Source organism: Micromonospora sp. NPDC049201 (assembly GCF_055586805.1).
On record NZ_JBVJHM010000005.1, the window covers coordinates 239,830 to 263,013 of the forward strand.

At 72.0% G+C, this 23,184-nt stretch carries 23 protein-coding genes; 9 read left to right on the forward strand and 14 right to left on the reverse strand.

Annotated features, from left to right (window positions below):
* The 3 genes from ACZ6O5_RS13040 to ACZ6O5_RS13050 are packed head-to-tail and all read right to left on the reverse strand — an operon-like array spanning nt 1 to nt 3,584.
* Nucleotides 1-1,644: an ABC transporter substrate-binding protein gene (locus ACZ6O5_RS13040; RefSeq protein WP_465976865.1), complete on the reverse strand. Its 1,644-nt coding sequence runs from the start codon at nt 1,642-1,644 to the stop codon at nt 1-3.
* A gap of 27 nt (nt 1,645-1,671) precedes the next feature.
* Nucleotides 1,672-2,598: a carbohydrate ABC transporter permease gene (locus ACZ6O5_RS13045; protein ID WP_465976867.1), complete on the reverse strand. Its 927-nt coding sequence runs from the start codon at nt 2,596-2,598 to the stop codon at nt 1,672-1,674.
* Nucleotides 2,595-3,584, reverse strand: coding sequence for an ABC transporter permease (locus tag ACZ6O5_RS13050; RefSeq protein WP_465976868.1), 990 nt, complete (start codon nt 3,582-3,584; stop codon nt 2,595-2,597). Before ACZ6O5_RS13050 ends, ACZ6O5_RS13045 begins: the two co-directional genes overlap by 4 nt.
* Nucleotides 3,585-3,703: 119 nt before the next feature.
* Between ACZ6O5_RS13050 and ACZ6O5_RS13055 the strand changes: the two genes are divergently transcribed.
* Nucleotides 3,704-4,714 carry an acetylxylan esterase gene (locus ACZ6O5_RS13055; RefSeq protein WP_465976870.1) on the forward strand — a complete coding sequence of 337 codons (1,011 nt, stop codon included), beginning with the start codon at nt 3,704-3,706 and terminating at the stop codon, nt 4,712-4,714.
* Nucleotides 4,715-4,791: 77 nt separating this feature from the next.
* On the opposite strand, the gene ACZ6O5_RS13060 is transcribed toward ACZ6O5_RS13055, so the two are convergent.
* Nucleotides 4,792-5,883, reverse strand: a complete 1,092-nt coding sequence (locus ACZ6O5_RS13060) for a cellulose binding domain-containing protein (protein ID WP_465976872.1) — start codon at nt 5,881-5,883, stop codon at nt 4,792-4,794.
* A gap of 297 nt (nt 5,884-6,180) precedes the next feature.
* Between ACZ6O5_RS13060 and ACZ6O5_RS13065 the strand changes: the two genes are divergently transcribed.
* Entirely contained in the window at nt 6,181-6,513 is a 333-nt protein-coding gene (locus tag ACZ6O5_RS13065; protein WP_465976874.1) for a YciI family protein, read from the forward strand.
* On the opposite strand, the gene ACZ6O5_RS13070 is transcribed toward ACZ6O5_RS13065, so the two are convergent.
* On the reverse strand, nt 6,510-6,869 hold the full coding sequence (locus ACZ6O5_RS13070; protein WP_465976876.1) for a hypothetical protein: 360 nt from the start codon (nt 6,867-6,869) through the stop codon (nt 6,510-6,512). The genes ACZ6O5_RS13065 and ACZ6O5_RS13070 overlap by 4 nt on opposite strands.
* Nucleotides 6,870-7,015: 146 nt before the next feature.
* Between ACZ6O5_RS13070 and ACZ6O5_RS13075 the strand changes: the two genes are divergently transcribed.
* Nucleotides 7,016-7,285 carry a GlsB/YeaQ/YmgE family stress response membrane protein gene (locus ACZ6O5_RS13075; RefSeq protein ID WP_343447369.1) on the forward strand — a complete coding sequence of 90 codons (270 nt, stop codon included), beginning with the start codon at nt 7,016-7,018 and terminating at the stop codon, nt 7,283-7,285.
* Nucleotides 7,286-7,349: 64 nt separating this feature from the next.
* Here ACZ6O5_RS13075 and ACZ6O5_RS13080 read toward each other — a convergent pair whose 3' ends face one another.
* From ACZ6O5_RS13080 to ACZ6O5_RS13095, 4 genes are all read right to left on the reverse strand, one after another.
* Nucleotides 7,350-8,525, reverse strand: coding sequence for an SGNH/GDSL hydrolase family protein (locus ACZ6O5_RS13080; protein ID WP_465976878.1), 1,176 nt, complete (start codon nt 8,523-8,525; stop codon nt 7,350-7,352).
* Between the two features lie 71 nt (nt 8,526-8,596).
* On the reverse strand, nt 8,597-9,436 hold the full coding sequence (locus tag ACZ6O5_RS13085; protein WP_465976880.1) for a sugar phosphate isomerase/epimerase family protein: 840 nt from the start codon (nt 9,434-9,436) through the stop codon (nt 8,597-8,599).
* Nucleotides 9,433-10,596, reverse strand: coding sequence for a dihydrodipicolinate synthase family protein (locus tag ACZ6O5_RS13090; protein ID WP_465976882.1), 1,164 nt, complete (start codon nt 10,594-10,596; stop codon nt 9,433-9,435). The genes ACZ6O5_RS13085 and ACZ6O5_RS13090 overlap by 4 nt, the downstream gene beginning before the upstream one ends.
* Complete coding sequence (locus ACZ6O5_RS13095; RefSeq protein WP_465976884.1) at nt 10,593-11,744, reverse strand: Gfo/Idh/MocA family protein; 1,152 nt, start codon at nt 11,742-11,744, stop codon at nt 10,593-10,595. The genes ACZ6O5_RS13090 and ACZ6O5_RS13095 overlap by 4 nt, the downstream gene beginning before the upstream one ends.
* Nucleotides 11,745-11,867: 123 nt before the next feature.
* Between ACZ6O5_RS13095 and ACZ6O5_RS13100 the strand changes: the two genes are divergently transcribed.
* The 3 genes from ACZ6O5_RS13100 (at nt 11,868) to ACZ6O5_RS13110 (ending at nt 14,195) form a co-directional block, all read left to right on the forward strand.
* Entirely contained in the window at nt 11,868-12,899 is a 1,032-nt protein-coding gene (locus ACZ6O5_RS13100; protein ID WP_465976886.1) for a LacI family DNA-binding transcriptional regulator, read from the forward strand.
* A 104-nt stretch (nt 12,900-13,003) separates the two neighbouring features.
* Complete coding sequence (locus ACZ6O5_RS13105) at nt 13,004-13,618, forward strand: tyrosine-protein phosphatase (protein ID WP_465976888.1); 615 nt, start codon at nt 13,004-13,006, stop codon at nt 13,616-13,618.
* Between the two features lie 67 nt (nt 13,619-13,685).
* Nucleotides 13,686-14,195: a pyridoxamine 5'-phosphate oxidase family protein gene (locus tag ACZ6O5_RS13110; protein ID WP_465976890.1), complete on the forward strand. Its 510-nt coding sequence runs from the start codon at nt 13,686-13,688 to the stop codon at nt 14,193-14,195.
* Between the two features lie 60 nt (nt 14,196-14,255).
* Here the strand turns inward: ACZ6O5_RS13110 and ACZ6O5_RS13115 are convergent, their stop codons facing one another.
* Both ACZ6O5_RS13115 and ACZ6O5_RS13120 read right to left on the reverse strand, forming a co-directional pair.
* Nucleotides 14,256-15,200 (reverse strand): sugar phosphate isomerase/epimerase family protein, encoded by a 945-nt coding sequence (locus ACZ6O5_RS13115; protein WP_465976892.1) that lies wholly within the window; start codon nt 15,198-15,200, stop codon nt 14,256-14,258.
* A gap of 58 nt (nt 15,201-15,258) precedes the next feature.
* A complete protein-coding gene (locus ACZ6O5_RS13120; protein WP_465976894.1) occupies nt 15,259-15,513 on the reverse strand; it encodes a hypothetical protein in 255 nt (84 codons plus the stop codon).
* Between the two features lie 244 nt (nt 15,514-15,757).
* Here ACZ6O5_RS13120 and ACZ6O5_RS13125 point away from each other — a divergent pair, with 244 nt between their 5' ends.
* Complete coding sequence (locus ACZ6O5_RS13125) at nt 15,758-15,922, forward strand: hypothetical protein (protein WP_465976896.1); 165 nt, start codon at nt 15,758-15,760, stop codon at nt 15,920-15,922.
* Nucleotides 15,923-16,026: 104 nt separating this feature from the next.
* Here the strand turns inward: ACZ6O5_RS13125 and ACZ6O5_RS13130 are convergent, their stop codons facing one another.
* The 3 genes from ACZ6O5_RS13130 to ACZ6O5_RS13140 form a co-directional block, all read right to left on the reverse strand.
* On the reverse strand, nt 16,027-16,758 hold the full coding sequence (locus ACZ6O5_RS13130) for a class I SAM-dependent methyltransferase (RefSeq protein WP_465976898.1): 732 nt from the start codon (nt 16,756-16,758) through the stop codon (nt 16,027-16,029).
* A gap of 13 nt (nt 16,759-16,771) precedes the next feature.
* Nucleotides 16,772-17,260 carry a hypothetical protein gene (locus tag ACZ6O5_RS13135; RefSeq protein WP_465976900.1) on the reverse strand — a complete coding sequence of 163 codons (489 nt, stop codon included), beginning with the start codon at nt 17,258-17,260 and terminating at the stop codon, nt 16,772-16,774.
* Nucleotides 17,261-17,341: 81 nt separating this feature from the next.
* Nucleotides 17,342-19,000: a DUF6119 family protein gene (locus ACZ6O5_RS13140; protein ID WP_465976902.1), complete on the reverse strand. Its 1,659-nt coding sequence runs from the start codon at nt 18,998-19,000 to the stop codon at nt 17,342-17,344.
* Between the two features lie 104 nt (nt 19,001-19,104).
* Between ACZ6O5_RS13140 and ACZ6O5_RS13145 the strand changes: the two genes are divergently transcribed.
* Together ACZ6O5_RS13145 and ACZ6O5_RS13150 are read left to right on the forward strand one after the other, a co-directional pair.
* Complete coding sequence (locus ACZ6O5_RS13145; RefSeq protein WP_465976904.1) at nt 19,105-21,006, forward strand: N-6 DNA methylase; 1,902 nt, start codon at nt 19,105-19,107, stop codon at nt 21,004-21,006.
* Between the two features lie 203 nt (nt 21,007-21,209).
* Nucleotides 21,210-23,171 carry a type I restriction-modification system subunit M gene (locus tag ACZ6O5_RS13150; protein ID WP_465976906.1) on the forward strand — a complete coding sequence of 654 codons (1,962 nt, stop codon included), beginning with the start codon at nt 21,210-21,212 and terminating at the stop codon, nt 23,169-23,171.
* Nucleotides 23,172-23,184: the final 13 nt, after the last annotated feature.

The following is a 23,184-nucleotide window of genomic DNA, read 5'->3' on the forward strand; positions in this document are numbered from 1 at the left end:
TCACCCGTGGTTCTTGCGGTACCGCTCGTACGCCTTGTTGACCAGATCGGTGTACGCCTGCGCGTTCTTGCCCTTCAGCTCGGTGACGTAGGCGTCCCACTCGCTCAGTGGGCGCTGGCCCAGCGCGAACCGGAGCGTGTTCTGGGTGACGTAGTCCTTCAGCGCCGTCGCCCAGAGCGTGGTCTGCTCGCGCTCCTCGTCGGTCAGCGGCGCGGGCGGCGGCGTCACCCAGGGCGCCGGCTTGCGGCCGTTCATCTCCCGCTGGAACTCCATCTCCTCGGGGGAGAAGAACGACTGCACCAGGTCCAGCTTGCCGCCGTACGCGAAGACGCCGTTGGCGAAGCCGAAGTCCTTCTGGAGGTGCTTGGTGCCCTTGGGGTTGAGCCCGACGATGTCGACGTCGGGGGTGGGGGCGCGCCGGCCGGCGGCGTCCCGGGTGAACGTGGTGCCCTCGACGCCCCACTTGGCGAACTCCTCGCCGGCGTCGGAATACCAGAGCCAGTCGATGAACTGCATCATGGCCACGAAGTTCTTGCCGTCGCGCGCCTTGCTGGAGATCATCACGCCGTTCTCCAGCCGGCTCGCCGGGTTGACCGGGCCGGCCGGGCCGATCGGGAACATGATCTTCTTCAGCCGGGCGTTCGGGTTGATCTTCGCGATGTCCGGGCGGTAGTCGTTCACGAGCGTCTGCGCGTTCGTGCTGATCACGAACGACTTGCCGCTGGCGAGCTTCTGGCGGGCCTGGTCGTCGGTCTGGGTGAACGTCTCCGGGTCGAGCAGCCCCTCGGCGACCAGCTTGTGCAGGAACGTCACCACCTGCCGGTACTGCTCCGACGCGCCGGTGAAGACGTACTTCCCGGCGCCGGCGTCCCAGGCGGTGGCCTGGTAGTTCCAGCCGGCGCCCGGCAGCCCGTGCGACAGGGCGAGCATGTTCAGCAGGTTGCCGGCCGGGTTGGGCTTGCCGAACCGGTCGGAGAACGGATGGACGTCCGGGTGGGCCGCCTTCATCGCCTTGAGCATGGTGTAGACCTCGTCCCAGGTGGTCGGCGACGGGATGCCCAGTTGCTCCAGGATGTCGGTGCGAACCGCGAGCGTGTACTCCTGCCAGGGCTTCTCGTGCAGGCCGGGCAGCAGGTAGAACTTGCCGTCCTCCTGCCGGAGCGTGTCCATCTCCGGCTTGAGGTTCCACTTCTCCAGCTTCTCCGCGAAGTGCGGCATCAGGTCGAGGTAGTCGCTGACCGGCAGGATGGCGCCGGAGGAGACGTACGAGTTCTCCTGCGGGTGGTAGGTCTTCGGGATGATCAACGGCGCGTCCCCGGAGGAGACGAGCACGCTGCGCTTCTGCTCGTAGTCGCTGAGCGGCACGGCGACCGGGTCGAGCTTGACGTTGGTCCGCTTCGCCAGCTCCGACCAGAACAGCCACTCCGGCTTGAGCGGGTAGTTCGGGTGGTTGTTGTAGAGGATCGAGAACGTGACCGGCTCGGTGGCCCGGAACTGGTCGCCGACGCCGTACTTCTCCATCGCGCCGGTCCGGTTGCGGTCGAGGTCCTTCTTGTCGGGGCCGTCGTCACCGCATCCGGTGAGCGAGACGACGGCGGCCGCGCCGGTGCCGAGCAGCACCTGGCGGCGGGACAGCTGGACCATGGGTGTTCCCTTCGGTTGGCGGCGCCGCTATCCCTTGACGGCGCCGAGCATGATTCCGGAGACGAAGTAGCGCTGGATGAAGGGGTAGACCGCGAGGATCGGCAGGACCGTCAGCACGATGGTCACGGACTGGATGGTCGCGGCGGCCTGCACGATGTCGTCGCCGCTGCCGAGCCCGCCGCCGGTCTGCGTGGCGTCGCTCGCGCCCACGATGAGGTTGCGCAGGTAGACCGTCACCGGGAGCAGGTCCTGCCGGTCCATGTAGAGGAACGCGGCGAACCACGAGTTCCAGAACGACACCGCGTAGAACAGCACCATCGTGGCCACCATCGCCTTCGACAGCGGCAGGACGATCCGCAGCAACGTCCCGTACGTGCCCAGCCCGTCGACCGCGGCGGCCTCCTCCAGCTCGACCGGCAGGCTCTCGAAGAACGCCTTCATCACCAGCAGGTTGAACACGTTGATGGCGTTGGGCAGCGCGACGGCCCACACGGTGTTCTTCAGGCCCAGGCTGGTGACCAGCACGTAGTTGGGGATCAGGCCGCCGGTGAAGAACATGGTGAACACGGCGATCCCGACCAGCGCGGTCCGGCCCCGCAGGTGCTTCTTCGACAACACGTACGCGTAGCAGGTGGTCAGCACGACGGAGATGAGCGTGGCGACCACCGTGTAGACGACGGTGTTGCGGTAGCTGATCCAGAACGCCGGGTCGGACGTCACCACCCGGTACGCGGTGAGGTTGAACCCGCGCGGGACGAGGTTGACCTGCCCGCTGACGATGGCGGCGTTGTCGCTGAGCGAGCGCGCCACGATGGTGAGGAACGGGTACACCGTCACCACCACCACGGCGGTGAGGACGACGGCGTTGACCGCCTGGAAGACGCGGTAGCCCCGGCTGGGCCGGGGGCCGCGCGGCCGGTTCGCCCGTCCCCGGGCCCGGGCGTCGGCGGTCACCACAGGCTCGTCCCCACCGCGCGCCGGGAGATCCCGTTCGCGGACAGCACCAGCGTCAAGCCGATCACGGCCTCGAACAGGCCGATCGCGGCGGCGTAGCTGAGGTTCCCGGAGACGATGCCCACCCGGTACAGATAGGTGGAGATGACGTCCGCGGTCGGGTAGGTGAGCGGGTTGTAGAGCAGCAGGATCTTCTCGAAGCCGACCGCCATGAACGTGCCGATGTTCAGGATCAGCAACGTCATCATGGTCGGTCGGATCCCGGGCAGCGTGACGTGCCAGGTCTGTCGCCACCGGTTGGCGCCGTCGATCCGGGCCGCCTCGTAGAGGTCGCCGTCGATCGTGGTGAGCGCCGCGAGGTAGAGGATGGTGCCCCAGCCGACGGTCTGCCAGACCTCGGAGGAGACGTAGATCGACCGGAACCAGCCGGGCTCCTGGATGAACGTGACCGGTTGCCCACCGAACGCGCCGACCACCTGGTTCACGGTGCCGTCCACGGACAGCAACTGCATGACCATCGCGGCCACGATCACGATCGACAGGAAGTGGGGCAGGTAGGACACCGACTGCACGAACCGCCTGAGGAACCGACTGCGCACCTCGTTGAGCAGCAGCGCGAGCACGATCGGCAGCGGGAAGCAGAACAGCAGCGTCAGCGCGCCCAGCACCAGCGTGTTGGTGAAGACGTCCCAGAACGTGGGGTCGGTGAAGAACAGCCGGAAGTAGCGCAGGCCGGTCCAGTACTCGCCGAACACGCTGCCGCCGGGGCGGAAGCGCCGGAACGCGATCACGTTGCCCAGCATCGGCAGGTAGCGGAAGACCAGGAAGAACAGCAGCGGCAGGACGGCCAGCGAGTAGAGCTGCCAGTCCCGCCGCAGCGCCCGCCGCCAGGGCCGGCGGCGGCCGACGCGGCGCCGGCGGTCCGGCCGCGGCGCGGGCGCGGGCCCCGTCGGGGCGAACCGCGCATCCGAGCGTACGGATGTCATTCGCGCCCTCCCACCGTGGCCGAAAATTCCGGTAATGGCCCGTAAGCTTTCCGGAAATTTATGGCCATCGCTTGATCCATGTCAAGGCGATCGATGTGCCCGTCATCCGTGGAGGATCCGTGCCCTTCTCCGACCTGCCACTCGACCAGCTCCGGCGGTACCGGCCGGAGGTCCCCGAGCCCGCCGACTTCGACAGGTTCTGGCGCGCCACGCTCGACCGGGCCGCCGCGACCCCGGTCCTGTGCGACGTCCGGCCCGAACCCACCGGCCTGCGCCTGGTGGACACCTGGGACGTGACGTACGCCGGCTTCGACGGCGAACCGGTGCGGGCCTGGTACACCCGCCCCGCGGGCGTCGACGGGCCGCTGCCCGCCGTGGTGGAGTACGCCGGCTACGGCCGCGGGCGGGGTCTGCCGGGGGAGCGGCTGACCTGGCCGGTGGCCGGGTACGCCCACCTGCTGATGGACAACCGGGGCCAGGGCGGCTGGTACGCCCGCGGCGACACCCCCGACCCGCACGGCGGCCCGGGCGGTCCGACCGTCGCCACCCGGGGCATCCTGAACCCGGACGACTACTACTACCGTCGCCTGATCACCGACGCGGTCCGCGCGGTCGACGCCGTCCGCGCGCTGCCGGGCGTCGACGCGACGCGCGTCGTCGCGGCCGGGAACAGCCAGGGCGGCGGTCTCGCCCTGGCGGTCGCCGGCCTGGTCGACGACCTCGCCGCGGTGCTGGTCACCGCGCCGTTCGCGTGTCACATCCTGCGGGCCGTCCAGCTCACCGACGCCTCCCCGTACGGCGAGATCGCCCGGTACCTGGCCGTGGACCGCGAGGTCGAGGCGGCGGTCCGGCACACGCTCGCCCACGTCGACGGCGTCGCCTTCGCCCGCCGGGCCACCGCCCCGGCGCACTTCGGCATCGGCCTGCGCGACGACGTCTGCCCGCCGAGCACCGGCTTCGCCGCGTACAACCAGTACGGCGCCGCCGCCGGCCGGCCGGTGCCGCCACTGCGGGAGATGCACACCTACCCGTACAACGGCCACGAGGGCGGGGAGGCGGTCCACGCGCGGCGGCAGCGAAGCTGGCTGGAGGGGGTGCTCCGGCGTGCCGACGCGCCGGTGCGGACCTGACCGCCCGCCGCTCCCGGCGTGCCCGGCCGGTGCGGCCGGGCGCGTCGGGACGGCGGGTACGGTCCGTCGGCGGCCGATCAGCCGACCGAACAGGGGGCGCCGTTCAGGGTGAAGGACGCCGGCTTGCCGGTGTTGCCGGAGTGGCTGGCCTGGAAGCCGATGTCGACGGAGGCGCTCGGGGCGATCGTGCCGTTGTAGGAGACGTTGCGCGCGGTCACCGCCCCGCTCGTCGGCGCGTACGAGGCGTTCCAGCCGCCGGTGATGGTCTGCCCGCCCGGCAGCGTGAACGCCAGCGCCCACCCGTTGACGGCCGCGCCGCCGGTGTTGGTGATCGTGACGCTGGCGGTGAGACCGTTGCCCCAGGCGTTGACCGCGTACGCCACCCGGCACCCGCCGGCCGGCGGCGGGGTGGTCGGCGGGGGAGTGGTGGGCGGCGGTGTGGTGGGCGGCGCAGTGGTCGGGGGCGTGCTGTCGCTGATGCTGCCCGGGACCGATCGCAGCGCGTTGTACCAGGCGGCGGCCATCTTGGCGTAGCCGCCGGCGTTGGGGTGCACGCCGTCGGCCAGGTCGCCGAGGGTCAGCGCGGCGTACATGTCCACCAGGTGCACGCGCCGGCCCGCGTCGGCCCGGCTCTTCACGATGCCGGGGATCGCCGCGTTGTACGCGCGGACCTGCGTGTCCGCGCCGGACTTGGGAACGATCGTGGCGACGAAGAGTTCGGTCGTGGGCGACGTCGACGTGATGCGGTCGACGAGCGTGGCCAGCCGGCCGGGGGCGCCGCTGGTGTCGCCGTACATGTCGTTGGTGCCGATGTGCAGCAGCACGGTGCGGGGGTTCGTCGCCCGCAGCCAGTTCACCACGTTGGCGTCGATCTGGGCGATGGTCCACCCGGAGTGCCCCTCGTGGTCGTGGTCACCCAGGCTGCTCGGGCCGTTGAACTGCGAGCCGACGAAGTCGATCCGGTAGTTGTCCGCCGCCAGCCGCCGCCACAGCTCCGTCCGGTAGCCGCCGGGCACGTTGAACCCGTCCGTGATGGAGTCGCCGAGCGGCATCACCCGGACGCCCCCGTTGGACTCGGCGCTCGCCGGGCCGCCGGCCATCGTCGCCGCGGCGGCCAGGGCCACCATCGCGGCGGCTGCCGCGCTCCACAGTCGAAATCTTCGGATCATCGGGTCCTCCGCGGGGATCGGTAGGTGCCTGCGTCACCGCGGTCGCCGTGGCACGCGCGGTGACGGGATGGGAGTGCGGGCGCGGAGCGACCGACCGGGACCCGGACACCGGTGTCGTGCCGCACGGGGAGCGTGCCCTCCGCTCCCGCCGGCCCACGCTACTGAGCGTTCGATAACGATGTCAATCGATGGTGCTAAATCGGTTTCGACGTCCCCGGACAGGGCGCGGCGCGCCGTGGTGCGGCGCGGGCGTGGTAGGCAGGTCGAGGACCGCAACCGCGACGGAGGGCCCGCAGCATGCCGACGTTCATCACCATCGGGTACGGCGACCAGGACGGCTACGACCGCACCGACCCCGCGGTACGCGACGCCGCCCACGCGCACGACGAGCGGCTGCGGGCGGCCGGGGTCCGGATGGGTGTGGCCGGCCCGCCGGTGCAGGTGCGCAACCCCGACGGCGCGGGCGCCGAGGTGCGCGACGGGGCGTTCCTGACCTCGGCGCTGCCGATCGGCGGCTTCGCGGTGATCGAGGCGGCGTCGATGGCGGAGGCGATCGAGCTGGTGTCGGGCACCCCGTGCGCGGTGGCCCACGGCGTCGTCGAGGTGTGGCCGCTGCGCGACACGCCCTAACCGAGCCGGCGCAGCGCCGCGTCCACGGTGTCCTCCGGGGTGCTGTTGAACGCGATCGCCGCGCCCGGGGCGTGCCGGTGCACCAGGTTGACGACCTGCTCGAAGAGCTCCAGCAGCGGCTCGTGCTTGCGGAGGCCGCCCCCGACCACCACGCAGGCGTACGCCCGGCGGGTCAGCGCCGCCGCGACCTCTCGTTCGGCGTCCGGGTCCGGCGCGACCAGGCACAGGTCGGCCTCGATCCCGTGCTCGGCGAAGCGGGCGTGACCGCGCGCGATCGCGGCGACCACCGGCGCCGGGTCCCAGCCCGGGATCCGAGCCGGGTCGAGTCCGATCACCAGCACCGGGCCGTGTGCCATCGCGTCCTCCTCGGTGTGCCGCGCCGTCCGGTCCGTCCCATCCCACCTCACCGGCGGCGCTCAGGTCAGCCCGCCACCCGGTTTCATTTTTCGTTGCCCGGGGCAATTGACCGGTCGACTCACACCCCTGAGGAAGGGCGGCCATCATGCACGTCGGCGGCATCATCTCCGGCATCATCATCGGTCTGATCATCGGCGCGCTGGGCCGCCTGGTCGTACCGGGCAAGCAGAACATCCCGATCTGGCTCACCCTGGTCATCGGCGTGGTCGCCGCGCTCCTCGGTACCGCCGTAGCGGGCGCGCTGGACGTGTCCGACACCAACGGCGTCGACTGGATCGAGCTGCTCATCCAGGTCGTCTTCGCCGCGATCGGCGTGGCGATCGTCGCCGGCACCTACGGCCGGCGACGGATCTGACCCGACCGCACCGCCGTCACCCGGGCCGGTCGGGACGCCGCGAGCGTCCCGACCGGTCGGCGTGTCAGGAGCCCGCGGCGGCGAACGGGCCGCCCGCGCCGAACGCCAGCGCGGCGAACCGCTCGCCGATGCGGCGGTCCGCGACCGGGTCGGGGTGCAGCTCGTCGGGCAGCGGCAGCTCGGCGTAGTCCGCCTCGCCGTAGAGCTCCAGCCCGTCCAGGTAGTGCAGGTTCGGGTCGTCGGCGGCCCGGCCGGCCACGATCCGGGCCAGCTCGGCGCGGATCACCCGCAACGTGAGCTTCCCGGCGGCCTGCTCGGCCGGGTCGCCGGTGGCGACGAACCGCAGCGTGCCGGTGCTGAGGTCGGCCGCGCCCGGGCCGGGCGTGTCCTCCTGGATCGGGCACAGGATCGACGAGACGACAAGCAGCGGGGTGTCCGGGTGCCCGTCGCGCAGCGTGTCGAGGAAGCCGTGCACCGCCGGGGTGAACGCGCGCAACCGCATCGCGTCGCTGTTCACCAGGTTGATCCCGATCTTCACGCTGATCAGGTCCGCCGGGGTGTCCCGCATCGCCCGCGCGGTGAACGGGTCGAGCAGCGCGCTGCCGCTGAACCCGAGGTTGACCAGCTCCACGCCGGCGAGCCCGGCGGCGATCGCCGGCCAGGTGGCGGTGGGGCTCTCGGCGTCCGAGCCGTGGCTGATCGAGCTGCCGTGGTGCAGCCACACCCGCCGCCCCCGGTCGCCGACCGGCTCGACCGGCGCGTCGGTGCGCAGCGCCACCAGCTCGGTGATCTCCCGCTGCGGCAGCCAGATCTCCACCTCCTTGTCGCCGACGGGCAGGTCGGCGAAGCGGACCGCGGCGACCGGTCCGGGATCGGTGGTCACGGCGCCGGTGGTCAGGTCGATGGTGAGCACCTTGCCGCCGTCGGCGGTGGCCTGCCCGGCCAGCCGCCCGTCGACGAGCAGGTCGTAGCGGCCGTCCGGGCGCGGCGGGGCGCCCCGGTAGACCATCTTGGTGGGCAGCACGTCCAGCTCGACGACGGTGGCGCGGGTGCGGAACACCAGGCGTACGCCGGACGGCATCGTCTCCGCCATCGTCACCTGCGGGTCGGTGTTCTGGGCCCGGGCGCGGGCCGGCAGCCGGTGCGGCAGCACGCCGTGCGCGGTGCGTTCCAGGTCCAGCGCGCCGCGCAGCAGGTCGGCGGTGATCGGCGTGGTGATCGAGGGGGGCGGCAGGGTCATGATCCGATCTTGACCTACCGGTCCGCCGGACGACCACGTGTTTCGTCCGGGAGGCCGGACCCGGGCGCGCGTCAGTCGGCCAGCACCAGCTCGACGTAGCGCTCGGCCATGGTGGCGACGACCTGATCCGGGTCGGTCGCCCACACCTCGGCGTTGAAGATCTCCACCTCGGTGTCCCCGGTGTAGCCGGCCGCCGCCACGGCGCGGCGCAGCGGCGGGAAGTCGATGTGCCCGTCGCCCATCATCCCGCGCCCGAGCAGCACGTCGGCCGGGAGCGGGGTGAGGAAGTCGCACACCTGGAAGCTGGCGATCCGGGCCCCGGCGCGGGCGATCTGCCGCCACACGTCCGGGTCCCACCAGACGTGGAACGTGTCCACCACGACGCCGACCTGGTCGACCGGGAACGCCTCGGCCAGGTCGAGCGCCTGCCCGAGCGTGGACAGCACCGCCCGGTCGGCGCAGTACATCGGGTGCAGCGGCTCCAGCGCCAGGCGCACGCCGCGCTCGCTCGCGTACGGGGCCAGCTCGGTGAGCGCGTCGGCGACCCGCGCCCGCGCGCCGGCCAGGTCGCGGGAGCCGGGCGGCAGGCCGCCGACGACCAGCACCAGACAGTCGGTGCCGAGGCCGGCCGCCTCGTCGATGGCGCGCCGGTTGTCGGCCAGCGCCTCGGCCCGCGCGGTCCCGCCGGCGGCGGTGAGGAAGCCGCCCCGGCACAGCGAGGACACACGCAGCCCGGCGTCCGCGACGAGCGACGCCGCGACCGGTACGCCGATCTCGGCGACCGGCTCGCGCCACAACCCGATCGCCGGGATGCCGGCGCGGACGCAGCCGTCGACCGCCTCCCGGACCGACCAGCGTTCGGTGGTGCGCTGGTTGAGCGACAGCTTCGCCAGCCGCGGATCGGCGGTCACCCGGTCACCCCCGCCACGTCGAGGTACCCGCGCATCCGGTGTGCCGCCAGCTCCGGGTCGAGCAGCAGCCCGGCGGCGTCGGCCAGCCGGAACGTCTCCACCAGGTGCGGTACGCCGCGCCCGCCGTGCAGGCCGCCGACCATGGTGAAGCCGGGCTGCCGGCCGTTGAGCCAGGCGAGGAACGCGATGCCGGTCTTGTAGTACCGCGTCGGCGGCGCGAACACGTGCCGGGACAGCGGCACGGTCGGGTCCAGGATCGCCCGGAAGCCGGCCGGGTCGCCGGCGTCGAGCCGTTGCAGCGCGGCCGACGCGGCCGGGGCGACGGCCGCGAACGCGCCGAGCAGCGCGTGACTGGACCGCTCGCCGTCGCCGGCGATCAGCTCGGGGTAGTGGTAGTCGTCGCCGGTGTAGACCTTTACGGAGGGCGGCAGCAGCTCCCGCAGCCGCACCTCCCGGCCGGCGTCGAGCAGCGACACCTTCACGCCGTCGATCACGTCGGCGTGCGCGCGCACCAGCGCGACGAACGTCGTGGTGGCGTCGTCCAGGTCGGTCGAGCCCCAGTAGCCGGCGAGCGCCGGGTCGAACATGTCACCGAGCCAGTGCAGCACCACCGGCGCGCCGCTGGCGCCCAGCACCTGCTGGTAGACGCGCCGGTAGTCGTCGGGGCCGGTGGCGAGCGCGGCGAGCTGCCGGCTGGCCATCACCACCGCGACCGCGCCGCACTCCTGCACGAACGCGACCTGCTCGGCGTACGCGGTGATCACCTCGTCGAGCGTGTCGGGCACGCCGGTGAGCTGGTCGGTGGCCGCCCCGGCGACGATGCGCCCGCCGCAGGCGGCGGCCTCGGCGGCGCTGCGCCGGATCAGCTCGCGGGTGGCCGCCCAGTCCAGCCCCATGCCGCGCTGCGCGGTGTCCATCGCCTCGGCCACGCCGAGCCCCCACGACCACAGGTCACGCCGGACCGCGAGGGTGGCGTCCCAGTCCAGCCGGGCGGGCGCGTCGGGGGCGTTGTCGGCGTACGGGTCGGCGACCACGTGCGCCGCCGCGTACGCGATCCGGCTGGCCGGCGGTGCGGCCGGCCGCTGCCAGCCGGCCGGCTCCCGCAGCGTCCGCGTCTCGGTACCGCCGCCCGGGGTGGGCAGCGTGATCCGGACGGTCACCTGTCGATCTCCTCGATCTCGACCCGCCGCCCCTCCCGGGCGGAGCGCAGCCCGGCCTCGGCGAGCTGCACGCCGCGCGCGCCGGCCAGGAAGTCCCACGGGAACGGCTCGTCGTCCACGACGTGCCGCAGGAACGCCTCCCACTGCACCTTGAAGCCGTTGTCGTGGTCGGCGTTGTCCGGCACGGTCTGCCACTGGGCGCGGAACGGCTCGGTGACCGGCAGGTCCGGGTTCCACACCGGCATCGGGGTGGCGCCGCGGTGCTGGATGCGGCAGTCCCGCAGCCCGGCCACCGCGCTGCCGTGCGTGCCGTCGACCTGGAACTCGACCAGCTCGTCCCGGTACACCCGGACCGCCCACGAGGAGTTGATCTGCGCGATGACGCCGCCGGCCAGCTCGAAGATCCCGTACGCCGCGTCGTCGGCGGTGGCCGGGTAGGTGACGCCGTTCTCGTCGACCCGCTCCGGGATGTGCGTGGCGGTGACCGCGGTGACGGCGGTGACCCGGCCGAAGAGCTGCTCCAGCACGTAGTGCCAGTGCGGGAACATGTCGACGGTGATGCCGCCGCCGTCCTCGGCGCGGTAGTTCCAGCTCGGCCGCTGCGCGTCCTGCCAGTCACCCTCGAACACCCAGTAGCCGAACTCGCCGCGCACCGACAGGATCCGGCCGAAGAACCCGCCGTCGACCAGCCGCTTGAGCTTGCGCAGGCCGGGCAGGAACAGCTTGTCCTGCACCACGCCGTGGCGGACGCCCCGGTCGGTGGCGAGCCGGGCCAGCTCCAGCGCCCCGGGCACCCCTTCGGCGAGCGGCTTCTCGGTGTAGACGTGCCGGCCGGCCTCGATCGCCGCCCGGATCGCCTTCTCCCGCTGGGCGGTGACCTGCGCGTCGAAGTAGATCTGGTGGCGGTCGTCGGCGAGCGCCGCGGCCAGGTCGGTGGTGTACGAGGTGAGCCCGTGCCGGACGGCGATCTCGGCGAGTCGGGCCTCGTTGCGGCCAACCAGGGTCAACTCCGGCCAGATCCGGCTGCCGTCGCGGGCGGGCAGCCCACCCTGCTCCCGGATCGCGAGCAGGGACCGGACCAGATGTTGCCGGTAGCCCATCCGCCCGGTCACGCCGTTGAGGATGATCCCGATAGACGTGCGCTCCACGTGTGTGTCCCTCCGGCGGGTCGTCGGTCACGCGATTGAATGCGCTTTCAGTAAGCGCTTTCAGAATGTTACGGTAACCAGGGCGATTCACGCCGGTCAAGACGTTGCGCAGGGGGAAAAGCGATGCAGCCACGGACGCACGTGACGCTGGAGGACGTGGCCCGGGCCGCCGACGTCTCGCTGGCCACGGCCTCCCGCGCGCTCAACGGCATGCGGGTCACCCCGCACCTGCGGGACCGCGTCCTGGCCGCCGCCGCGCAACTCGCGTACACCCCGAACGCGCACGCCCGGGCGCTGGCCGGGGCCTCCCACCGCACCGTCGGCGTGATCTGTCACGACGTCACCGACCCCTACTTCGCCGCCGTCGCCGGCGGCGTCATGCGGGTCGCCGGCGCCAACGACCTGCTGGTCATGCTGGCCAGCACGTTCCGCGACCCGGAACGCGAGATCGCGTACGTGTCGATGCTGCGCGCCGAACGCGCCCCCGCCATCCTGCTCATCGGCTCCGGCTTCGAGGACACCCGCTGGGAGCGGGCCATGGAGGCCGAGCTGAAGCCCTACCTCGACGGCGGTGGCCGGGTCGCCGTGGTCAGCCGGCACCGCAGCCTCAAGGTCGACAGCGTGCTGCCGGAGAACCGGGCCGGCGCCGCCGCCATGGCCCGCGCCCTGCTGGAGTTGGGCCACCGCCGCTTCGCGGTGCTCTCCGGCCCCCGGACGCTCACCACCGTCATCGACCGGCTCGGCGGCTTCCGGGACGAGCTGGCCGCCGCCGGCGTCACCCTCCACCCGGCAGACGTGATCGAGGGGCCGTTCACCCGCGACGGCGGCTACCAGGCGATGACCGACCTGCTCACCGGCGGACTGGAGGCCACCTGCGTGTTCGCGGTGACCGACGTGATGGCCATCGGCGCGTACGCGGCGCTGCGCGACCACGGGCTCTCGGTGCCCGGTGACGTGTCCGTCGCCGGGTTCGACGACATCCCGATCGTCCGCGACCTCACCCCGCCGCTGACCACCGTGGCGCTGCCGCTACGCGAGATCGGCGAGAAGGTGATGGAGCTGGCGCTCACCGAGAACACCACCCGTCGCCGGCGGATCCTGCGCCTGAGCGGCGAGGTGGTCCTGCGCGCCAGCACCGCGAAGCTGGGCGGGTGACCGGGGCGGCCAGCGGCCCAGGGCCCGGCGTGGACGTGTCGGTGGTCCGCGAGACGGCCGTGGAGGTGCTGGTCCGGGCCTGAACACCGGCGTACGCTCGGATCGTGCCCCGGCTGAGCTGGCCCGACCTGCGCAACGCGCGGGACCTGGGCGGCATCGCGACCATCGGCGGCGGGCGCGTCCGCGATCGGGCGCTGGTCCGCACCGACAACCACCGCCGGCTCGGCGCCGCCGGACTCGCCGCCCTCCGGGGGTACGGCGTGAGCCGCGTGCTCGACCTGCGCTGGCCCTCGGAGGCGGCGGTGGACCCGAGCCCACTGGCCGCCGACACGTCCTACCGACTCGTCCCGGCCTGCTTCGATCCGACCGGCGACGAGGACATCCCGCCGGACAGCTACCGGTTGCTGGTGGACGCCAGCCGGGACCGCCTGGCCGCGGCGTTCACCGCGATCGCGGACGCGCCACCCGGTGCTGTGGTGGTGCACTGCCACGCCGGCCGGGACCGCACCGGCGTGCTGGTGGCGCTCGCGTTGCACGTTGCCGGCGTGGCGGTGGAGGCGATCGCCGCCGACTACGCGCTCACCGAGAACGCGCCGCCCTCCATGATCACCAATACCTGGGACCACCTGCACGCGCGCTACGGCGGCGTCACCGACTACCTGCTCGGCTCCGGCGTGACACCCGCCCGCCTGTCCGCGGTCCGCGCCCGGCTGACCTGAGGGCTGTCGGCCGGCGCCCGCCTCCGGGCCCGGGCCGGTAGTGTTCCGCCATGATCGAGGATGTCGCGTGCCGTTGACGAATCCGTGGCTGGCCGGGCCGACGCCGACGAGGAAGCTGGACCGGGAACGCCTCGAGGAGCGCATCCACAACCTGCTGTCGTCGCAGAACATGTGCGTGCTGGCCACCTCCGGCCCGGACGGGCCGCTGGCCACCCCGGTGCGCTTCTACCCGCTCGACTTCACACTGATGTTCACCGCGGCGCCGCGCTCGCCCAAGATGCGCAACATCGCCGCCGACCCGCGCGTGTCCGTCGGCGTCTTCGCGCCGCTGGTCGGGCTGGCCAGCAGTCGCGGCGCGCAGGTGTTCGGCACCGCCCGGGTGCTCGCCCCGGACCATCCGGACCACGCGCACCACTGGTCGGCGTTCCGCTGGCAGAACGAGCACGCCGAGCGGGGCCGGTCGCTTGCCGAGCCGCCCCAGGAGACGCTCGTGGTCGTCGAGGCGCAGCGGATCGTCTACACCGAACACTGGCTGCGCCGCGAGGGCTACGCCCCGCGCCAGCACTGGCGCCGCTGACCAGGACGGCGCCTACGGCTCGGCCACCCGAGGGTGCGGCGAGCCGTAGGCGCCGTCGTGTCAGTAGGTCAGGTGGCGCAGGTAGCGGTACCCGACCTCGGCGGTCCGTTGCGGCGTCACGTCCGGGGTGTCGTTCTCCACGATGTACTCCAGCACCTGGTGCCGGCGGAAGATCCGGGCGAAGTCGATCATCCCGGTGCCCAGGTCGGCCATGTCGCCGGTGACCGGGTCGCGGTCCTTGACGTGGTACTGCAACACCCGCTGGGGCGCGCAGCGGATGACGTCGAGCGCGAAGCCCTCCGGGTCGTCGACGCCCTCACCCGAGTTGATGCCACCGGTCACCGCCCAGTACAGGTCGATCTCCAGGTGCACCAGCCTCGGGTCCAACTCCTCGGTCAGCACGTCCCACGGGCGCCGGCCGTTGCCGAAGTCGATGGTGAACTCGTGCGCGTGGTTGTGGTAGCCGTACCGCAGGCCGGCCCGGCGCGCGGCGGCGGCCTCGACGTTCATCTGCTCCGCCCAGCGCTTCCAGTCGTCCTCGCGGTCGGAGTTCAGGTACGGCACCACCATGAACCGCTGGCCGAGCGTACGGGCGTTGGCGATCTTCTGCTCCAACGCGGCGGCGTCGGCGGCGATCCCGTCGTGACTGGAGGTGGCCCGGATGCCGATGCCGTCGAGGAACCCGCGCAGCTCCTTCGCAGTGCGGCCGAAGTAGCCGAGCGCCAGCTCCACCCGCGGGTAGCCGATGCGGGCCAGGTGGGCCAGCGTCGCGTCGTAGCCGGGTGCGCCGTTGAGCGCGTCGCGGACCGTCCAGAGCTGAAGACTGATCAGCTCCTTCGGCACGTGCCGCCGGCCGTGCTGGTGCCCACCGCCGGCCTGCGCCGCGGTCGCGCCGAGCCCGCTGGCCAGCCCGACGCCGGCCAGTGCCGCCAGCGAGCCGCGCAGCAGGTTGCGTCGGTCGAGGGACTGCCGCAGCGCGCCCTCCCCGTCGAATCCGTAACACATGTCGTTCTCCTTTTCGCCGGTCTTACGCGGAGGACCAGGACGACCTGGTCGGTGCCGGTCAGCGCGGGCAGCCCGTCGCTCCCGGCATCGGTGTAGCTGGCGACGAACCCGCCGGGCGGAACCGGGACAGGCGCAGCACGCCCCGGAACGGCGCGAAGTCCTCGGCGGTGCCCCAGCCGGGCGCGTCGCCCTCGTTGGCGCCCGGGGCGGCGGGGCGGCGGTGCCCGGTGCGGCCGTGGCGGCGACGGTGGGGGGCGGCGACGAGGGCGGTGGCGGTAACGGTGGCCACCGCGGGTGCGAGTCTTCCAGTCAACTGCCTCTCCTTGCTCGGGACGGTGGCAGGTCATGGGATGCGCCGACGCTACAAAAGGCATATCGATATGTCCATAGCTTTCTGCGTTTCCGGCACAACTTTTGCCTAGGTTGGACGAAAGTGGTGCGTCGTGCCATGCTCCGCGCATGACCAGCTACGACGTCGCCCTCGTCCTGCTCGTCGACCCGACCGGCGCGATCCTCATGCAGCACCGCGACGGCAACGCACCCGTCTCGCCGTACCGGTGGAGCCTCCCCGGCGGCAGCATCGAGCCCGGCAGGAGGACGTGGTGCTCGGCGAGGGGCAGGCCATGGTGTTCGTGCCCCGCGACCGGGTGCTCGACCGCGAACTGACGGTCGGCACCGCGAAGGTCCTGTCGCTGCACCTCGCCGACCCCGAGGTCGGCTAGCGTTCGGTCACGTCACGTCACGTCACGTCACGCTTGGCAGGGCGTCGGACGGTGCCGGACGGCCCCTGTCGAGCTGAGAGCGGAAACGACTCACGCAGCGGTGATCAGCGCACGACCAGCAGGTCCAACGCGTCGACCACCGGCCCGGTGTCGGCCCGGGCGGCCTCGCGCAGGCGCGCGACGCCGGCCGCGTACTCGTCGTCGCTGATCAACTGAAGCGGCGTGTGCGCCTCCCGGCGCAGCGTGCCCGCCGCCTCCCGCAGCGACCTGGCGGTGACCTGCGGGACCGGCTCGACGGACGCGGCGGGGAAACCGGCGCCGGCGAAGGCCGACCCGACTTCGGCGACGCCGGGGTACGTGTCGAGCACGCGCACGGCCTCCGGGAAGTAGCGGAACAGCGTGATCGCCCGATGCCGGCCGGCGAACGCCGAGCGGATGAGCACCGGGCCGCCGGGGCGCACGACCCGGCGCAGCTCGCGCGCCGCGGCGGCGAGGTCGGGCACGTGGTGGATCACGGTGGAGACCCACGCGCCGTCGACGCTGCCGTCGCAGAGCGGGATGCCCGCCGCGTCGCCGCCCAGGAGCGGCCGGAACGCGGCGTGGGCGCGCATCGCCGGCGACGGCTCGACCGCGACGACGTGCAGGCCCGGAAACCAGGCGGTGAACGCGCGTGCCCAACTGCCGGTGCCGGCACCCAGGTCGAGCAGGCGCATGCCGGGCCGCGGGTCGAGGTGCCGGGCGACCGCCTCCCGCCACGCGGTGAGCCCGTCGTCGGCGAGGTGCCGGGTCGCCGCGAAGGCCGCCGCGTCCGTGTCGTCGTACGCGATGCGGGCCATGTCTCCGAGTCAACTATCCGGTGGGCGACCGGAGCAAACGCGGCGACGAAACAATCGGGCCGGAGCCGGGCCGCCGCAGCGACACCGGGACCGGACCGGCCGGCCGCGCTCGGGGACGCGTCGGGCCGATCCGCGCCTCGGAGGCGTAGGACGAATCGGCCGTTGCCGGCGCGGGGTGTTCGTCCCGGCCGGCGTCGGTCCTGGCGGTGACTGACGCGGAGACCGCCACCCGGCGCTCGGCCCGGCCGTGTCCCCGTTCCCGGTCGGGCGGGTGGCCGGCGGCGTCGTGTTCGGCGGCCAGCCGGGTGGCGTTGTCGAGGAGTCGGCCTGCCGAGGCCACCTGGCCGTAGTGGACGGCGGTGAGCGCGAGCGTGACCGTGTCGCCGATTCGCTGGCAGCCCGGACAGTCGGCGCGGAACAGGTGGCGACGCAGCGCGGGAACGCGGTCGTACAGGGCGGCCGGGAGCAGGCTCAGGGCATGGCGGAACTCGTCGGATCGCACGGTGCCTCCGGAGTGACGTCAACGGGCAGGGGGCCACCCCGGCGCGGTGCGGCGGGCGCGGGGTGGGTCAGCGACGCGCGGTCAGCTGGACGGGATGGCGACGACCTCGACGTCGACGCCCTCGGCGCGCAGCGTCTTCACCGCCTGGTAGAGCGCGACCTGCGCGAACGTGAAGAGCGAGTCCACGGTGAGCGTGCGGCCGGCGCTCAGCGCGATGGCGTAGACCACTGTGCGGGGACGGAAGTCCTCGGGCAGCTCCACGCCGCCGGGCTGGGCACGCACCAGGTCACGGAACCGGGTACGCGCCCGGGCGTCGTAGCGCAGCGCGTCGTACGAGGTGACACCCTGCGCGAAGAGGTGACTGAGCGGGGAACTGCCGGACGCCCGCTTGACGTGGATCAGCTCGCCGTTCGGGCCGAGCAGGTCGCACGCCTCGATTCCACGGGGGTGCTGACGGGTGTGGACGAGCTTCTTGTCCAGCAGCACCAGCCCGGGGTGACGCGTCGCGGCCTCCTTGTTGTAGGCGTCCTCGTTGGGCAGCGCGGTGGTCCAGGCCGGCAGCGTGACGCTCGGTGGCCGGTCCAGGAGACGGGCGATCTCGTCGCGCAGGAACTCGCGGTGCCGAGCGCCGATCTCGTACCACCGGCCTTCGTGGAGCAGCAGGTGACCGGTGCCGACCGCCACCTCCGCGGTGAGCCAGCGGGACACCGGCGTGGACGTCAGCTCCTCGGTGCCGGCGGTGTCGGCGTAGAGCGTCAGTGTGCCGTCGTGCAGCCCGGTCCACCGGTCACCGTCGAGCGCTCCGGTGGTGTGGGCGAGGATCGCGGCCAGGTCCAGCTCCGTGGTCAGGGTGGGGCGCCGTCCGGAGCGGGGCACCCGGATCCGGTACGACCCGACGTGCTCGACGTCGGCCACGAGCCGGCCCGGCACGGCGACGCCGAGGTCCGGCGGCTCCGCCAGCGCCAGCCGCCGGTCCAACTCGTCGGCAAGGGCCGACTGTCGCGGGTCGGTGGGTCGCAGCGGCCGGATCTGCTCGATGAACTCCAGGTCGGCCGGGGGCGACTCCTGCCGGCACACCCGGTCGACCTCCCGCAGGTCGGCGAGGAGCCGTTCCGGGGAGACGCCGAGCGGGATACGCAGCGCGTCACCGCCCTCGACCCGCACCGCCCCGCCGACGCGCCGGCACGCGGTCAGGTTCGGATTGTCGACCCGGCCGGACAGCTGGCCGACGATCTCGCCCCACTTGTCGATGGCGTACCTCCAGATGGGCTGACCGCCCGGCACGAGGCTGCGGTCCACGCGGCCACTGGCGCCGAGCACCCGCCGCCGTACCTGGCGGATGTCGTCGGGCTTAAGGGTCCGCACGGCGAAGGAGACCCCGAACGTGGGATCCACCCGCTCCGGATCGACCATGAACCGGCCCAGCGTGCCGAAGGTCAGGGCGTACGCCCGGTCGTCCACGGCGAGCAGCAGCGCACCGCCGCCGTTGCTGTGGCCGATGGTCACGTCCGTACCGACCAGTCCGGACAGCACGCCGCACCACTCGGCCCGGCTGCGCGGGGCGCTGCCGTGCACCAGGATCGCCGGCGCGTCGCCGACCCGATGCGGCGTTGGTTCGAACCCGTGTCTCCGCAGGTAGTCGACGTGGAGCGCGGACGACAGGCCGTCGACGGTGGGTGGCACGGCGAGCCGGTAGAACGTGGTCGGGTAGGTGTCGTTGGGGTTGTTCACCAAGTGCATGACGAACTCCGTTGAGAGCAGGGGTGTCAACGGGCTCAATGACAGCATCGTCCGTGAACCGTGTCAACAGACATGACGCTTGACGTCTGTGGCACACTTCGAACGTGCAGGAGACGCCGACCATCACCGCAGCGGAGATCGCCCGGCTCGCCGGTGTCGGCCGGGCCGCCGTCAGCAACTGGCGCAAACGGCACGAGGACTTCCCCGCGCCCGTCGGCGGCAGCGTGACCAGCCCCGAGTTCGACCTCGCCCAGGTTGAACGCTGGCTACACGCTCAGGGCAAGCTCCCCGACCTCGCCACCGCCGACCGGCTCTGGCGGCACCTCGCCGCCACCAGCACCTCCCCGGCCGCTGGTCTCGCCGCCGTCGGCACCCGACTGCTCGCCCGGCACCACGGCCGACGCCCCGCCCGGTCCACCGACCCGCAGCTCACACCGCTGCTGCCCGACGTCGACGCGCTCGCCGACGAACTCGGCCCGCAGGGCGCCTTCGACGCGCTGTGGCAACGCTTCTCCGCCCCCGGCCCCGGCCGCGCGTTCGCCACCCCCGACGACCTTGCCGACCTGATGGCCGGGCTCGCCGACGTCGCCGGCGGCGCCGTGCTCGACCCGGCCGCCGGCACCGGCGCCACGCTCCGCGCCGCCGTCCGCGCCGGCTGCACCTCCGCGTACGGGCAGGAACTCGACGGCGACCTCGCCCGGCTCGCCGAACTCTGGCTGGCCCTGCGCGACGTGCCGGGAGAGGTGAGCACCGGCGACTCACTGCGCGCCGACGCCTACCCGGGGCGCACCTTCGACGCGGTGGTCTGTCACCCGCCGTTCGGCGCCAGTAACTGGGGCGACGAGGAACTCGGCCACGATCCCCGGTGGATCGTCGGCACCACCCCGCGTACCGAACCCGAGCTGGCCTGGGTCCAACACGCCCTGGCGCACCTGCGCCCCGGCGGTCACGCCGTGCTGCTGATGCCGCCCACCGTCGCCGGTCGCCGCGCCGGGCGGCGCATCCGCGCCGAGCTGCTGCGCCGCGGCGCACTGCGCGCCGTCGTGGCACTTCCGCCCGGGGCGGCGGCACCGCACGGCGTACCGCTGCATCTGTGGGTGCTGCGACGCCCGCCAGCCGACGGGCCGCCACCGGCGCGGACGCTGCTGGTCGACGCCGCCGCCGGCGACCTGGCGCGCGTCCTCGACACCTGGCGGGCGTTCGTCGCGGACGCCGACGTCGACGAGCCCGGCTACGCCCGCGCGGTGCCGGTGATCGAGCTGCTGGACGAGGACGTCGACCTCACCCCCGCCCGCCGCCAACCCGCCGTCGTGGGCGAGGCGAGCGGAGAACATCTGGTACGCACGCGGGAGCGCCTGGCCGCCGTCGTCGCGGACCTGCCGGCGTTGATGCCGCAGGTCACGCCCGTGCCCGACGGGGTTGACGGGGAATGCCTCACCGTCGGCGAGCTGATCCGGTCCGGCGCGCTGCAACTCCTCGGCCCGATCCGGGGCGTGCCCGGCGGCGGCGGTGAGCCGGCCGGGGACGGGCGGCCGGTGCTCACCGCGCCGGACGTGGTCACCCGCAGCGAGCCCTCGGCCCGCGGCGGCGGCTCGCTCGGGCAGGAGCTCCCCCTGGTCTCCGGCGACGTGGTCGTGCCGGTGGTAGCCCGGCAGCTCACCGCTCTCGTGGTGACCGCCGAGGGAGCACTGCTGGGGCCGGGTCTGTACCTGCTGCGGCCCAATCCGGCGGTTCTCGACTCGTGGTTCCTGGCCGGGCAGTTGCGGACGTCGACGAACGAACGGCAGGCGTCGAGTCTGTCGGGGACGCTGCGGTTCGACGTGCGGCGGGCGCAGGTGCGGCGGGTGTCGCGGGACGAGCAGGGGGCGTACGGGGAGGCGTTTCGGCGGCTGGACGCGTTCGAGTCCGCGATGCAACAGGCGGCGGCGCTCGGGGCGGAACTGGTGCGACTGACCGCCGACGGGTTGGCGCGCGGTGCGGTCCGCCCCGAAGGGAGGCGACAATGACTTTTCACCGAATGCACTTCTCGTCAGATATCCGACGGTGGCGCAGCGCTCGGACGACAGATGCGGAAGCCTGCGGCCCGGCGCGCATCCTCCGTCAGCGATGACACTCTGACAGTCGGTTGATCAACTCGGCCGAGTGGACGACTGGAACGACGCAGGGCAGCAGGCATACTGCTTGCCTTAAGGCAATCGAAAGGAACCTGGTGAGCATCAAGCACCAAGAGTTGGCCAACTTCATCTGGTCAGTGGCCGACCTGCTCCGCGGCGACTACAAGCAGTCCGAGTATGGTCGAGTGATTCTTCCGCTCACCGTGCTCCGCCGGTTGGACTGTGTGTTGGAGCCGACAAAGGATGCGGTGCTCGCCCGGCACCAGCAGCTCAAGGATGCCGGCGTGCAGAACGTCGATCCGGTGCTGCGGAGAGCCGCCGGGCTGTCGTTCTACAACACCAGCGAGATGTCGTTCCGCAAGCTGCTCGGCGACCAGGACCACGTGGCGCTCAACCTGCGCGCCTACATCGGCGGCTTCTCACCCGGCGCAGTCGACGTACTGGAGAAGTACGGCTTCGATGCGCAGATCAGCCGGCTCGCCGAGGCTGGCCTGCTCTACCAGGTGGTCGCGAAGTTCGCCGACATCGACCTCCACCCGGATGTGGTGTCCAACCACCAGATGGGCTACGTCTTCGAGGAGTTGATCCGCCGCTTCTCGGAAATCAGCAATGAGACGGCCGGTGAGCACTTCACCCCGCGCGAAGTCATTCGGCTGATTGTCAACCTGCTGCTCGCCCCCGACGAGGACGACCTGATCACCCCCGGCATCGTCCGGAAAATCTACGACCCCGCCTGCGGCACGGGCGGCATGCTCACTGAGGCGCAGGAGCACATCCAGGCGCACAACCCGCACGCCACCGTCGAGGTGTACGGGCAGGAACTCAACGGCGAGACCTATGCGATCTGCCGCTCCGACATGATGCTCAAGGGCGGCGACCCGACGAAGATCGCCTTCGGTAACTCGTTCAACCAGGACGGCCACGAGGGTGAGCGGTTCGACTACATGCTCGCCAACCCGCCGTTCGGGGTCGAGTGGAAGAAGGTCGAGAAGTTCGTCAAGGACGAGGCGGCCCGCGGGCACGCCGGCCGGTTCGGCGCCGGGCTGCCCCGGATCAACGACGGCTCGCTGCTCTTCCTCCAGCACATGATCTCGAAGATGAAGCGTCCCGAGGACGGCGGCAGCCGCCTCGCCATCGTCTTCAACGGCTCGCCGTTGTTCACCGGTGCCGCAGGCTCGGGGGAGTCGGAGATCCGCCGCTGGATCCTCGAAAACGACCTCCTGGAGGGCATCGTCGCGCTTCCGGACCAGCTCTTCTACAACACCGGCATCTCCACCTACTTCTGGATCCTCACCAACCGCAAGGACCCGGCTCGGGCGCGCAAGGTGGTGCTGCTCGACGGCCGCGACTACTGGACCAAGATGCGCAAGGGTCTCGGTGACAAGCGCAAAATGCTCACCGACGAGCACATCGCCGACCTGACCCGGGCGTACGTGAACGCGCTGTCGATCACGGACGACCCTGAGCATCCGCAGCATGCCAAGGTGAAGGTCTTCAAGACCACCGACTTCGGCTACCAGCGCATCACCGTCGAGCGGCCGTTGCGGCTGCGCTTCGAGGTCACGGAGGAAACGGTGGCGTTATTCGCGGATGCGCGAGCGGTGCTCAAGTACGCAGAACGGGAGTCATTACTGGCGGCGGCGAAGTCGCTGATCGGGACGTCCTCCGCGACTCGGGCCGAGTTCGCGATGAAGCTGAACGGGCTGGGAGAGCTGCCGGCACCGGTGGAGAAGGCAGTGTGGGAGGCGTTCTCGGTCAGCGATCCGGAGGGCGAGGTACAGACCGACCGCAGGGGCAATCCACTGCCGGAGCCGGACCTACGGGACAACGAGAACGTGCCGCTGAACGAGGACATCCACGACTACCTCAAGCGCGAGGTGCTTCGGCATTTCCCGGATGCATGGATCGATGAGACCAAGACCAAGGTCGGATATGAGATCCCGTTCACCCGCAACTTCTATGTCTACACGCCCCCTAGGTCTCTCGCAGAGATCGACGCCGAAATCAAGTCGCTCGAGGAGAAAATTCAGGAACTGCTTGGTGGGGTGATGAAGTGACGGCGGTGCCTGG

What these genes read in the sequence shown, in the direction of transcription:
- ACZ6O5_RS13080 (WP_465976878.1), bottom strand. Translation starts at nt 8,525, where the DNA reads ATGACCCTGCCGCCCCCCTCGATCACCACGCCGATCACCGCCGACCTG.
- ACZ6O5_RS13115 (WP_465976892.1), bottom strand. Translation starts at nt 15,200, where the DNA reads ATGTGTTACGGATTCGACGGGGAGGGCGCGCTGCGGCAGTCCCTCGAC.
- ACZ6O5_RS13070 (WP_465976876.1), bottom strand. Translation starts at nt 6,869, where the DNA reads ATGGCACACGGCCCGGTGCTGGTGATCGGACTCGACCCGGCTCGGATC.
- ACZ6O5_RS13140 (WP_465976902.1), bottom strand. Translation starts at nt 19,000, where the DNA reads ATGCACTTGGTGAACAACCCCAACGACACCTACCCGACCACGTTCTAC.
- ACZ6O5_RS13100 (WP_465976886.1), top strand. Translation starts at nt 11,868, where the DNA reads ATGCAGCCACGGACGCACGTGACGCTGGAGGACGTGGCCCGGGCCGCC.
- ACZ6O5_RS13060 (WP_465976872.1), bottom strand. Translation starts at nt 5,883, where the DNA reads ATGATCCGAAGATTTCGACTGTGGAGCGCGGCAGCCGCCGCGATGGTG.
- ACZ6O5_RS13075 (WP_343447369.1), top strand. Translation starts at nt 7,016, where the DNA reads ATGCACGTCGGCGGCATCATCTCCGGCATCATCATCGGTCTGATCATC.
- ACZ6O5_RS13050 (WP_465976868.1), bottom strand. Translation starts at nt 3,584, where the DNA reads ATGACATCCGTACGCTCGGATGCGCGGTTCGCCCCGACGGGGCCCGCG.
- ACZ6O5_RS13130 (WP_465976898.1), bottom strand. Translation starts at nt 16,758, where the DNA reads ATGGCCCGCATCGCGTACGACGACACGGACGCGGCGGCCTTCGCGGCG.
- ACZ6O5_RS13040 (WP_465976865.1), bottom strand. Translation starts at nt 1,644, where the DNA reads ATGGTCCAGCTGTCCCGCCGCCAGGTGCTGCTCGGCACCGGCGCGGCC.
- ACZ6O5_RS13065 (WP_465976874.1), top strand. Translation starts at nt 6,181, where the DNA reads ATGCCGACGTTCATCACCATCGGGTACGGCGACCAGGACGGCTACGAC.